Origin of the sequence: Allokutzneria sp. A3M-2-11 16 (genome assembly GCF_024213555.1) — a bacterium.
GTDB lineage: Bacteria > Actinomycetota > Actinomycetes > Mycobacteriales > Pseudonocardiaceae > Allokutzneria.
This window is the reverse complement of sequence record NZ_JANAVO010000001.1, coordinates 2288662-2301111: the sequence shown is the minus strand read 5'-3', so window position 1 is coordinate 2301111 and position 12450 is coordinate 2288662. Positions and strand designations below refer to the sequence as shown.

Annotated in this window: 9 protein-coding genes; 6 read left to right on the top strand and 3 right to left on the bottom strand. The window is 70.8% G+C overall.

Annotated elements, in window-relative coordinates:
* Position 1: 1 nt before the first annotated feature.
* Together NLX83_RS11500 and ssd are read right to left on the bottom strand one after the other, a co-directional pair.
* Positions 2-1195, bottom strand: a complete 1194-nt coding sequence (locus NLX83_RS11500; RefSeq protein ID WP_254234815.1) for a TadA family conjugal transfer-associated ATPase — start codon at positions 1193-1195, stop codon at positions 2-4.
* Positions 1192-2265 carry a septum site-determining protein Ssd gene (gene ssd, locus NLX83_RS11495; protein ID WP_254234814.1) on the bottom strand — a complete coding sequence of 358 codons (1074 nt, stop codon included), beginning with the start codon at positions 2263-2265 and terminating at the stop codon, positions 1192-1194. The genes NLX83_RS11500 and ssd overlap by 4 nt, the downstream gene beginning before the upstream one ends.
* A 656-nt stretch (positions 2266-2921) precedes the next feature.
* Here ssd and NLX83_RS11490 point away from each other — a divergent pair.
* The 6 genes from NLX83_RS11490 (at position 2922) to NLX83_RS11465 (ending at position 11601) form a co-directional block, all read left to right on the top strand.
* Entirely contained in the window at positions 2922-3746 is an 825-nt protein-coding gene (locus NLX83_RS11490) for an HAD-IB family hydrolase (protein WP_254236176.1), read from the top strand.
* A 759-nt stretch (positions 3747-4505) separates the two neighbouring features.
* Entirely contained in the window at positions 4506-6200 is a 1695-nt protein-coding gene (locus NLX83_RS11485) for a glycoside hydrolase family 3 protein (protein ID WP_254236175.1), read from the top strand.
* Between the two features lie 17 nt (positions 6201-6217).
* Positions 6218-7498: an exo-beta-N-acetylmuramidase NamZ family protein gene (locus tag NLX83_RS11480; RefSeq protein ID WP_254234813.1), complete on the top strand. Its 1281-nt coding sequence runs from the start codon at positions 6218-6220 to the stop codon at positions 7496-7498.
* A gap of 8 nt (positions 7499-7506) precedes the next feature.
* Positions 7507-9246 carry a serine hydrolase gene (locus tag NLX83_RS11475; RefSeq protein WP_254234812.1) on the top strand — a complete coding sequence of 580 codons (1740 nt, stop codon included), beginning with the start codon at positions 7507-7509 and terminating at the stop codon, positions 9244-9246.
* A gap of 490 nt (positions 9247-9736) precedes the next feature.
* Positions 9737-10672: a MurR/RpiR family transcriptional regulator gene (locus NLX83_RS11470; RefSeq protein WP_374118727.1), complete on the top strand. Its 936-nt coding sequence runs from the start codon at positions 9737-9739 to the stop codon at positions 10670-10672.
* Positions 10669-11601 carry an N-acetylmuramic acid 6-phosphate etherase gene (locus tag NLX83_RS11465; RefSeq protein WP_254234811.1) on the top strand — a complete coding sequence of 311 codons (933 nt, stop codon included), beginning with the start codon at positions 10669-10671 and terminating at the stop codon, positions 11599-11601. Before NLX83_RS11470 ends, NLX83_RS11465 begins: the two co-directional genes overlap by 4 nt.
* Before the next feature lie 51 nt (positions 11602-11652).
* Here the strand turns inward: NLX83_RS11465 and NLX83_RS11460 are convergent, their stop codons facing one another.
* A complete protein-coding gene (locus NLX83_RS11460; protein ID WP_254234810.1) occupies positions 11653-12408 on the bottom strand; it encodes an oxidoreductase in 756 nt (251 codons plus the stop codon).
* Positions 12409-12450: the final 42 nt, after the last annotated feature.

Here is a 12450-nt window from a genome sequence, read left to right as displayed (position 1 = left end):
CCTAGCGTGAGCAGGATGAGGGCGGCGACCACGGCGGCTTCACCTCCCTCGCCTTGAGCAGATCGGCGAGGAGGGACTGGCCGGGCTTCCACCCGCTGCCGTGCTGCCAGACGGGAACGAACCTGGCGCGCTCGTCGACGCGGACGAGGGTGCCGATCCCGGCCAGCCGACGCCGTCCACCGGGCTCGCGCTTCATGTGGAGCACCACCTGGACCGCCGCGCTGAGCTGGCTGTGCAGGGCGTCGCGGGACAGCCCGCCCAGCGCCGCCAACGCCTCCATGCGAGCCGGGACCTCGGCCGGGGAGTTCGCGTGCACGGTGCCCGCGCCGCCGTCGTGGCCCGTGTTCAGCGCCGCGAGCAGCTCGCACACCTCCGCACCGCGAACCTCTCCCACCACCAGGCGGTCGGGGCGCATGCGCAGGGCCTGCCGGACGAGCTGGCGCAGCGTGATCTCTCCGGCGCCCTCGACGTTGGGCGGGCGCGCCACGAGCCGGACCACGTGCGGGTGCCCGGGACGCAGTTCCGCGGCCTCCTCGACGCTGACGATCCGTTCGTCGTCCGGAACGCAGCCGAGCATCGCGGCCAACAGGGTCGTCTTGCCGGAGCCGGTGTTGCCGACGACGAGGAACGCCAGCCGCGCGGTGACCAACGACCTGAGCACCGCCGTCATCGCGCTGTCAAAGGTCCCGAGCTCGCACAACGCGTCCAGGTCATGGGTTGCGGGGCGCAGCACGCGAAGCGATACGCAGGTGCCGTCCGCGGCGATCGGCGCGAGCACCGCGTGCAGCCGGACACTGCCTCCGGCACCGGAGTCGGGCAGCCAACCGTCCACATAGGGCTGCGCGTCGTCGAGCCTTCGCCCGGCCGCGAGAGCGAGCCGCTGCGCCAAGCGCCGCACGGATTCCTCGTCCGGCAGGTCGATCCGCGCCTGACGCAGTCCGCGCCCCTGATCGACCCACACCCGGCCCGCACCGGCCACGAGCACGTCGGTGGTCGCGGGATCGCGCAGCAACGGCTCCAAGGGCCCCGCGCCGACGAATTCCTGGTGCAGCAGGCGAATCGTCTGCAGAAGGGTGGCGTCTCCGATGACTCCACCGGCTTCCGCGCGGACGGCCTCGGCGACCGCGCCCGCCGTCACGGGTGCGTTGGTCGCCGCGATCCGGTGCCGGACCCGGTCGGCGAGGTCCTCGCTCATCGCGTTCGGCCCCCGCGCAACGCGTCGAGCACGCACCCGGCGGCCTCGGCGAGCGGGCCCCTGGCCTGGGCCGGGGCGTGCCCGTTGTCGAGAGCGCGGTCGATTCCGGGCTCCGGGCGCATCGCCGCGAGCAGGGGCAGCGCGAGGGAGCGCTCCACGTCCTCGGCCTGGAGGCCGCCCGGCGCAGGCCCTCGAACCACGACGCGGAGCTGAACCCCCCGGTTCAAGGCCCGTTCCGCGACACGGGACGCCGCCGCGCAGGCGCGGACCTCCGCGGGCACGACGAGCACCGCCAGGTCGGCGAGATCGAGTGCGGTGAGCGCGGCCGCGGGCAGGTGCCGAGGCAGGTCGCACACGACGATCCCGCCGCTGCGGCGCCCTGCGGACACCACCGCTTCCACCGCGGCCGGCTCCGGTCCGCTGCCGTCGCGGTCGCAGGACAGCACGGTGAGGCCACCGCCCCGCACGTCCGCCGCGGGCAGGGCGGATCGCAGCGAGGAGGACGACATCCGGCCGCGCGTCGGCGTCAGGCCGGGCCAGCGCAGGCCCTCCGTGTGCTCGGCGCCGAGCATCAGGTCGAGGCCGCCGCCCAGCGGATCGCAGTCGACCAGCAGCACCTGTTCACCCCGGCGGAGCGCGACCACGGAGGCCGCGCAGGCCAGCACGGACGCCCCCGCCCCACCCCGGCCGCCGATCACCGCGAGCACGCGGCCCGCATCCGATCCCGGCCCTTCCGCTACGTCGGCAAGCGTGGTGGTCAGCCAGTCCTCGGCTTCGGGAAGGGCGAGGACCTTCTGCACGCCCAGCTCGACGGCCTGCCGCCACAGGGCCGGATCGGGCTCGGTCCTCGTCAGCACCACGATGTCCGCCCGGCGCGGCAGATCCGCTTCGGCGCAGTGCCGCAGGCCCGTGTCGTCGAGGAGCACCAGCGGCGCGGACGCCCAGTGCTGCCGCGCGGCGGCCGGGTCGGGCACCCGCTGAACGTCGCAGCCCGCCGCCGCGGCCAGCCGCAGTGCCTCGTCGAGCAGTTCGGTGTCCTCCATCAACACCAGAGGCCGTGCCTCGTCCACTGTCTCCCCCTGCCGTTCGCGTCACGCCGGTGTGAGTTCCGGCGGCCGTTCCACAGTCGCTCGGGATCGGGCGGGCTGCCACGGGGTCGGGGCGATCTGTGGACAACGGGGTGCGTTGTGGACAACTCGGCCGCACCTGGTGGTCGCGGCGGGGGAAATGTCGGTGTGGTGCGGGAGAATTGAAAGCGGGGGTCCCCCTCGCGCGCGCGTGAACCCGCGCGAGAACCGGCGGATGAACCGGCGCTGGCCGAATCGAGGTCGTCGAACCGCCCGGTCGGCCACTGCGACGCGGCGGTGCGTGAGTTCGGCGTGAAACCGCTTTGTGGCACAAGGCATCTGCTTCGCCACGGTGCGCGACGGCGCGCATAACGTTGGTATAGAACGTTTCAGGCGCGTGAAGGACGTTCGGAAAGGCCGGCCAAAACGGGTCCGGACATGGGACGACCCCCGCCAGGGGGGAGGGACGGGGGTCGTCATAGGTTCAGTCCCGGGGGGTCGGACTGAACCCGTCCGGCACAGCCGGACGCCACTACTGTATCCCCCCGCCGCCAGAAGTTGCCTCTCGTCCGTTCGAGCGACAGGTGACGATTCGGCAGCGGTGCCGCAACGAGACCTATGCTGAGCGCGTGATCGTTCCTGGTGAGAGCGGGCGGAAGATGCCAAATACCCGGGTGGCGGCGTTCTTCGACCTCGACAAGACCGTCATCGCCAAATCGAGCACGCTGGCCTTCAGCAGGCCGTTCTTCCAGGAGGGGCTGATCAACCGGCGGGCGGTGCTGAAGAGCGCCTACGCCCAGTTCATGTTCATGCTCGCCGGGGCGGACGCGGACCAGACGGAGCGCATGCGCGAGCACCTGACCTCGCTGTGCACCGGCTGGGACGTCGAACAGGTTCGCGCGATCGTGGACGAGACGCTGCACGACATCGTCAACCCTTTGGTCTACGCCGAAGCCGCCGAACTGATCGCCGACCACAAGACCGAGGGCCACGATGTGATCGTCGTCTCTGCCTCCGGCGCGGAGATCGTCCAGCCGATCGCCGAGATGGTCGGAGCCACCCGCAGCGTCGGCACGCGGATGGTGGCGGCGGAGGGCCGCTACACCGGCGAGGTCGACTTCTACTGCTACGGCGAGAACAAGGTCGTCGCCGCGCGGGAGCTCGCCGAGGCGGGCGGCTACGACCTGGCCGACTGCTACGCCTACTCGGACTCCATCACCGACCTGCCGCTGCTGGAGGCGGTCGGCCACCCCACCGCGGTCAACCCGGACCGGTCGCTGCGCAAGGTCGCCGCGCAGCGCGGGTGGCCGGTGCTCACCTTCTCCGACCCGGTTTCGCTGCGTTCGCGCATCCCGAGCCCCTCCGGCACGGCGGTGGCCGCGACGGCGATCGGACTCGGTGTCGTCGCGGCCGCCGGGGTCGCCTTCTACGGCATCCGCAGGCACCAGCGGCGGAGCAAAGGGCAAGAGGAACAGGGCGACTGAACCTGTTAGGGCTAGCGGTTTCCAGCCGAAGGCGCAGCCCTACTCACGGGTTGCCGCAGGGCGTGTCGACCTTGCTGAACCGGTGCACCCGGAAGTGCCCTTGCTGTGACGGCAGTCACGGACTACAAAGGGAAGTGCGGACCGGTAGAGGCCAGGAACGTTACGAAGAGAAGTACCGTTCACCCCCTATCGCTCCGTGCGAGGAGATTGGGAACCCACGCGCAGCACGCCGCGGGAGGCATGTCGTCGAAGGGCTGCGTATCAGGACGCTGGACGCCGAGCCCTCACCAGGTACGACACGAGATGCACGCTTGGTACCCCGATCCTCCTCGCTGATGGGGCGGCGCCCTCGACGAAAGTCGACGGGCGCCGTCCCCTTTTTCGTGCCGCTTTCGCTCCCTGCCACAGAGGGTGTGCACGCCTGGACCGTTCGTGAAAGCCTGCACCGACTGCGCCAGATGAACCAGTGATGGGATCGGATTGTTCGGCAAGCGGGTGACCTGGGCTCTTGAGTTCATTGCAGCCCCGTCACACGCGTTGACCCCCGCGATCCCCGTGGGTAACTTGCCGTGCTTACCGGGCATTCAGTTGAGAATTGACCGCCAGCGACGTCGGGAGGCTCCGTTGCGTCACGTCAAGTCCATCCCCCGCAGGCAGGTCGCGGTGCTGCTGTCAGCAGCCATCGCCGCCGCCACGGTGGGCGCCCCTCCGGTGGCCGCGGCCCCGGAGGCGCCCGCGCAGAACGCGGAGGCGGCCTCCATGAGCGCGGCTGCCACCACGCTCCGCGGCATGACGCTCGAACAAAAGGTCGGTCAGCTCTTCGTCGCCAACGTCTACGGCAAGACCGCCGACACCCCGCACCCGAAGAACCGCGAGGAGTTCGGCGTCGACACGGCCTCCGAGGTCGTCAAGCGCTACCACCTCGGCGGCGTCATCTACTTCGCGTGGACCGACAGCTTCCACAACGCCCGCCAGGTCGCCGAGCTCTCCAACGGCCTGCAGCGCGCGGCGCTGGGCTCCGGGAACCTGCCCCTGCTCGTCAGCACCGACCAGGAACAGGGCGTCGTGACGCGGTTCGGGCCGCCCGCCACCCAGTTCCCCGGCAGCATGGCGCTGGGCGCGGCCCGTTCCACCGAGGACGCCAAGAAGGCCGCCGAGATCACCGGCCAGGAGCTGCGCGCGGTCGGCATCAACCAGGACTTCGCGCCGGACGCGGACGTGAACGTGAACCCGGCGAACCCGGTGATCGGCGTGCGGTCGTTCTCCTCGGACCCCAAGCTCGTCTCCGACATGGTCGCCGCGCAGGTCAAGGGCTACCAGGGCGGACTGCCCACGCAGGGCGTCTCCGCCAACGTCAAGCACTTCCCCGGCCACGGCGACACCGACGTGGACAGCCACTACGGCCTCCCGGTCATCAACCACACCCCCGAGCAGTGGGCGCAGCTGGACGCACCGCCGTTCCGCGCGGCCATCGCCAAGGGCGTGGACTCGATCATGACCGCGCACATCGTGGTGCCGAAGCTGGACGACTCCGGTGAGCCGTCGACGTTGTCCCCCAAGGTGATCACCGGGATGCTGCGTGGCGAGCTCGGCTTCCGCGGGGTCGTCTACACCGACTCGCTGCGGATGGAGGGCGCGCGCAAGAAGCACCCGGACGCCCGGCTGCCGGTGCTCGCGCTGAAGGCGGGCGTGGACGTGCTGCTGATGCCGCAGTACCTGGAGCTGGCGATCAACAGCGTGATCAACGCGGTGCGCACCGGTGAGCTGACCGAGCAGCGCATCGACGAGAGCGTGCTGCGCATCCTGATGATGAAGTTCAAGCGCGGCATCCTCACCAAGCCGTTCGTCGACCCGGCCGCCGCGGAGAAGTTCGTCGGCAACAAGCGCAACCAGGCCGTGGCGCAGAAGGTCACCGACGGCACCGTGACCGCGATCCGCAACGACGACAAGCTGCTGCCGCTGCGCACCAAGCCGGGCAAGGTCCTGGTGACCGGCTGGAGCGACCCCGCGGCCACGTGGGGCACCGCCAGCACGCAGACGCTGGCCAAGCAGCTCAGCGCGCGGGGCGTCGCCACGACCGCGCTGACGACGGGCCTCCGGCCGACGCCGCAGGCGATCGAGTCGGCGGTGACCGCGGCGGGCCAGAACGACGCCGTGATCGTGCTGACCAACCGCGCGGCCAAGGAACCGTTGCAGCGCCAGCTGTTGGACAAGCTCGCGGCCACCGGCAAGCCGGTCATCGCCGTCGCCGTGCGCGATCCTTACGACGCGGCGCACGCGGACGCCGTGAAGACGTGGCTGAACACCTACTCGTTCAGCGCGGGCTCGATGGAGTCCGTCGCCAAGGTCGTGCTCGGCGAGCTGTCCCCCAAGGGCAAGCTCCCGGTCAGCGTGCCCAGCGCCGCCGACCCGACCGTCGTCCGGTTCCCCTTCGGCCACGGCCTGACCTGGTAAACGGAGGAATGTCCACAATGGATGGTCTGAACAGGCGGAGGTTCCTCGCCGCCAGTGCCCTCGCCGCGCCCGCGATCGGTGTCGGCACCGGTGTCGCCGCTGCCCAGCCGGAGGCCGAGAGCTTCTGGCGGCCGCCGGTCCGCACCGGCGCCGACCAGCTCGCCGCGAGCGACTGGAAGGCGTTGGCGGGCAGGAAGGTCGGCATCGTCACCAACCCGACCGGCGTGCTCTCCGACATGCGGCACATCGTCGACGCGATGGCCGACAGCAAGAAGGTCAACGTCGTCGGCATCTTCGGCCCGGAGCACGGATTCCGCGGCACCGCGCAGGCCGGTGGCTCCGAAGGCGAGTTCATCGACCCGCGCACGAAGCTGCGGGTGTTCGACGCCTACGGCATCAACGCGACCAAACTCGCCGAGCTGTACAAGAAGGCCGGCGTGGACACCGTCGTGTTCGACATCGGCGACGCGGGTGTGCGCTTCTACACCTACATCTGGATGCTCTACACCGCGATGCACGCCGCGGTGCTGGCGGGCAATCTCCCGGTGATCGTGCTCGACCGGCCGAATCCCATTGGCGGGCAAGCGTTCGGGCCGCAGCTGGACCCGAAGCACGCCTCCGGTGTCGGCCGCAAGCCCATCGCGTTGCGGCACGGCATGACCATGGGCGAGCTGGCTCGGCTGTACAACGACACGTTCCTGCCGCAGGAAACCGGCTCGAAGGTCGCGAAGCTCGACGTCGTCGAGGTGCGCGGCTGGCGGCGGGATTCGCTGTTCTCCGACACCGGGTTGCTGTGGGTTCCGCCCAGCCCCAACGTGCCGACGCCGGACACCGTGCTCGCCTACCCCGGGACCTGCCTGTTCGAGGGCACCCTGTGGTCGGAGGGGCGGGGCACCACCAGGCCGTTCGAGATCATCGGCGCGCCCAAGGTGGACTGGCGGTGGGCCGAGGCGCTCAACGGCTACCGGATGCCCGGCGTGCTCTTCCGCGAGATGTACTTCCAGCCCACGTTCAACAAGCACGTCGGCGTGAACTGCGGCGGCGTGCAGCTGATGATCACCGACCGGCGGCGCTTCGAGCCGATCCGGGCCGGTGTGGCGATGCTCGTCGAGGCCAAGAAGCTCTACCCGACCCTGTTCGCGTGGCGCACCGACAACTTCATCGCGAAGCTGTGGGGCACCGACCGGCTCAAGGACATGGTGGAGCGCGGCGCGAGCGTCGACGAGATCGTCGGCACCTACCAGGCCGAAGAGGCCGAGTTCCGCAAGCACCGCGCCAAGTACCTGCTCTACCGGTGAGAGGTGACATGCGTTCCCCCGCACTGACCTGTGCGGCGTTGCTGACCGGTCTCGCCGTGCTCGGCGGGACCGCGTCGGCGGCGCCTGAGACCTTCGGTGGCGCCGGGCGGTTCGACCGCCCGCACTCCGGTTTCGCTCCACAGTGGACGAAGTTGCGCGACGGCAGCCCGGAGCAGGTCGGCCTCGACCGCGCGCCGATCGACGCCGCGTGGAACCAGCTGCGCTCGTGGACGGAGAAGCAGGGCACGACCAATCCGCTCTACGCGGGCGCGGTCGGCCTGCTGGTGCACGACGGCGTCGTGGTCAGCAAGGGCGCGTTGGGACACGCGCTGCGCTACGCCGACGACAAGGGCACCGAGCTGCCGAAGGACAAGTGGGTGCCGATGGGCACCGACACGATCTTCGACATGGCCTCGATCTCCAAGCTGTTCACCTCGGTCGTGGTGATGCAGCAGGTGGAGCGCGGCAAGATCGACCTGGACCGCACGGTCGCCAGCTACCTGCCCGCCTACGCCGCCAACGGCAAGGAGGGCATCAAGGTCCGCCAGCTGCTCACCCACACCACGGGCATGCAGCCGTTCATCCCGCTGTGGCGGGACTGGCCGGACAAGCCGTCGCGGATCAAGGCCGCCCTGGAGTCCAAGCTCCAGCAGCCGCCGGGCACCGCCTACATCTACTCCGACCTCAACCTGATCACCCTCGCCGTGCTGGCCGAGCAGGTGGCGGGCGCGCCGCTGGACGCATTGGTGCGCAACGGGGTCACCGATCCGCTCGGCATGGTCGACACCGGCTACAACCCGCCGAAGGAGAAGCTGCACCGCGTCGCGGCCACGGAGTTCGCCGTGGTTCCGCCGCGCGGCATGGTCCGCGGCGAGGTGCACGACGAGAACGCGTGGTCGCTCGGCGGCGTCGCCGGGCACGCGGGGATCTTCTCGACCGCGCGGGACATGGCCGTGTTCGGGCAGATGGTGCTCAACGGCGGCAGCTACGGCGGGAAGCGGGTCCTCCGGCCGGACACGTTGCGCGACATGATGGTCAACTACATCCCGCAGTTCGCGCCGAACCAGCGCGGGCTGGGCTTCGAGATGAACCAGCACTGGTACATGGACGGGCTCTCGGGCCAGCGCACGGTCGGGCACACCGGTTTCACCGGCACCTCGCTGGTGATCGACCCGACCTCGCGGTCCGTCGCGGTGCTGCTGACCAACCGGGTGCACCCGACCCGCACCTGGGGCTCGAACAACCCGGCGCGGCGGGCGTTCGCCAGGGGGCTCGCCCAGTCGATGGGCGTGCGGCCGGTGCAGGGCCCGGACGCCTGGTTCTCCGGGGCGCCCGACGCGCGCAACGCCACGCTGACCACCCCGGCGCTGTCCGGGGCGAAGGTCGCCACGTTCGACGCGTTCGTGGACACCGAGCCGAAGCTGGACAAGCTGACCGTCGAGTCCAGTGTGGACGGTGGCGCGACGTGGCAGCCGGTCTCACTCCGGGTCGGTGGCCGCGGTGCCCCCGAAGGCGCTCAGGAGGCGCTCAGCGGCAGCGGGCACCGCTCGTGGTGGGCGATCCGGGCCGACCTGCCGGAGGCGAAGGACGTGACGCTGCGGTGGCGCTACAGCACCGACGCGCAGGCTTCCGGCCGCGGTGTGTACCTCGACCGCGTCCGGGTCTGGGGCGCGGGTGGTCTGGTGCTCGACGGTGAGCGGCAGCCGCAACGCCTGACCGCGGACGGGTGGACGACCGCTCGGCACTGACGGTCGGTGGGGCTTTCGCCACACCTCGACGTGCCGAAAGCTCCACCGACGCGTGATCACGAAGCCCCACCTCCACCAGCGCGGGAGGTGGGGCTTCGTCACGTTCGTCACATCCGCGTGGACCCCGGCCGAGGTGCGGGGTAACGATTCGGCCTCGCAGAAGGCGCGGACAGATGAATCTTTTACGTATTTCGCCGGAGCTGAACCGATTTGGAACAAACGTTGTCAACTGCCGTTCCGGCCGTGAGAGGGCTCTCATCGGCCGTCGCGCACATGCCCCCTACCAGCCGGATGTCTGGCCGTCATGAAGTTGAACGTGCTACAACCTGTCGTCCATTTGAACGACATCGGAAAGCACTTTGCGTTTCCGGATCGGGGCAAGTTCTTCATCAACAGCCCCGCTCAGCTGAGTTATGGTGGCGAAGCAGCCTCCGAGACAAGCACTTCGCCTGGGGTTGATCCGCAACCTACTTGTTAGTAAGTTTCCGACATGGCCTCAAAGAACGGCGCAACTATGGACACCGGCGAAGCAAGCCCCCTCGTTCGGATCCGTTCACTGTTCCCGGGCCTCGCCCGTGCGGAGCAGCGGGTCGCCCAGGTCGTGCTCGCGGATCCGGGCACGGTGGCGCACCGGAGCATCACCGAGGTGGCCGAGCAGGCCGGTACCAGTGAAACGACGGTCACCCGGTTCTGCAAGGCGATCGGCGTAGGCGGTTACCCGGATCTCCGCATCGCGCTCGCCGCCGACACCGCCCGCACCGCCGCGCGCGCGGACCGCGACGTCGGCAGCGACATCGGGCCCGGCGACGACCTGCGCGCCGTCGTCAACAAGGTCGCCTTCTCCGACGCCCGCGCGGTCGAGGAGACCGCGGACCAGCTCGACGTCACCGAACTGGAGCGCGTCGTCGAGGCCATGGCCATCGCCCGCCGGGTCGACGTCTACGGCGTCGGCGCGAGCGCCTTCGTCGCCATGGACCTCCAGCAGAAGCTGCACCGCATCGGCCGCACCTCCTTCGCGTGGAGCGACACCCACATCGCACTGACCTCCGCCGCCGTCCTGACCGAGGGCGACGTCGCGGTCGGCATCACCCACAGCGGCGCGACCGCGGACACCGTCGAGGCGCTGCGGGTCGCCCGCAGCCGCGGCGCGATCACCGTGGCGCTGACCAACTTCCCGCGCTCGCCGGTCACCGAGGTCGCCGACTACGTGCTGACCACGGCCGCGCGCGAGACCACGTTCCGCTCCGGCGCCACCGCGAGCCGGATCGCCCAGTTGACCGTGATCGACTGCCTGTTCGTCGGTATCGCCCAGCGGCACCACGACTCGGCGACCGCGGCCCTGGAGGCCACCTATGAAGCGGTGAGCGGGCACCGCCTCGGACCGCGGCCGGACGGCCGCCGCCGCCAACGGGAGTCAGGAAAATGACCGTGCCAAGCCCTCGCCCGGCCGTCCGGGTCAACGCGCCGACCGAGCGCCGCAACCCGCGCACGATGGACATCGACCTGCTGCCGACGCAGGAGATCCTGAGCCTGATCAACAACGAGGACCGCACGGTCCCCGACGCGGTCGCGGCCACGCTGCCTGAGCTCGCGCGCGCCGTGGACTTCGCCGTCGCCGCGCTGCGCGGCGGGGGCAAGGTGCACTACGTCGGCGCGGGCACCTCCGGCCGCCTGGCCACGCTGGACGCCGCGGAGCTCTCGCCCACGTTCAACGCGCCAGACGACTGGTTCCTGGCCCACCACGCCGGCGGGCCCGCCGCGCTGATCAAGGCCGTGGAGAACGCCGAGGACGACGACGAGGCGGGCGCGCGGGCCATCCGCGAGCACGCCGTCGCCGGCGACTTCGTGCTCGGCCTCGCCGCGTCCGGGCGCACGCCGTTCGTGCTCGGCGCGCTGGCCGAGGCGAAGCGGATCGGCGCGCACACCGGCTTCGTCTCCTCCAACCCGGCGACCGCGTCGCTGGTGGACGTGGACGTGGTCGTCGCGCTGGAGACCGGCCCGGAGGCGATCGCGGGCTCCACCAGGATGAAGGCGGGCACCGCGCAGAAGCTGGTGCTGACGTCCTTCTCCACCGCCGTGATGATCAAGCTCGGCCGCACGTACTCGAACCTGATGATCAGCATGCGCGCCACCAACGCGAAGCTGCGCGGGCGCAACGTGACGATCCTGCGCGAGGCGACCGGGCTCGGCGAGCAGGAGTGCTCCGACGCCCTGCTGGCCGCCGACGGCGACGTGAAGGTCGCGCTGGTCTGCCTCCTGTCCGGTGTGGACAGCGCACAGGCGGCGCTGGCGCTCAACGAGACCGACGGACACGTGCGCGACGCCCTGGTGACCCTGGGCGCGGCCACCCGCTGAGCACACCCCCTTGGTGATGCCCCCGGACTCTCCCCCGGGGGCATCTCCACGTCAGGACTCCAGCGCGGCGTCCGCGATGCTCTTGCCCTCGCGGGCACCGGCTTCCATCGAGGCGCAGCAGAACAGGATCCACTCGCCGACGCCGTCCGGATCACCGGTCGCGAAGGTCTCGGCGGCCTCGCGGTACTCGTCCGGCTTGCGCATCCACTGCACCTCCGGCACCGCGAGCCCCTTGGGGTCGAGGCCGGTGGCGATGGCGGTCAGCCGGGCCGCCGCGCGCGCGACCACGCCGTCCGCCGCGCCGAAGGCGTCCAGCGCGAGCAGTTCCCCGTGCACCACGGCGACCAGCACCGGCCCGGGAACCTCGGTGCCGCCCGCGACGAGCTGCGCGAGGAGGTCGAGCCGGGTCGAGGTCTCCGAGTCACCCCTGGGCCTGCCGAGCGCGTCGGACTGGGCGATCGGCACCAGGTCGGCCGCGGCCAGCACGTGCAGCCGGGCGAGGGCCTGCAACGGCGCGCGCTGCCAGGTGGTGAGCAGTAAACCGACGGACTCGGCCACCCGCAGGGATCCGGCGAGCACGGGATCGCTCACCTCACCCCCGGCAGGGATCTCCGCGCTGCCGCCGTCGAGGACCGCCGAGGCCCGCGCGGCACGCACCGACGCCTCGGCGGCGGTGGTCGGCCAGCCCTTGCGGTTGGCCGGGTGCCGGTGCAGCTCGTCGATCGCCTCCCTGGCGGACTTCACGGCCTCGGACACCCGAGGCAGGTCGAGTAGCGGACGCAGTGGGTCAGCGACCAAGGAACTCACGAGCCGGGGACGTTACCGCCAGCAGTGGCCTAGCGCGATCGT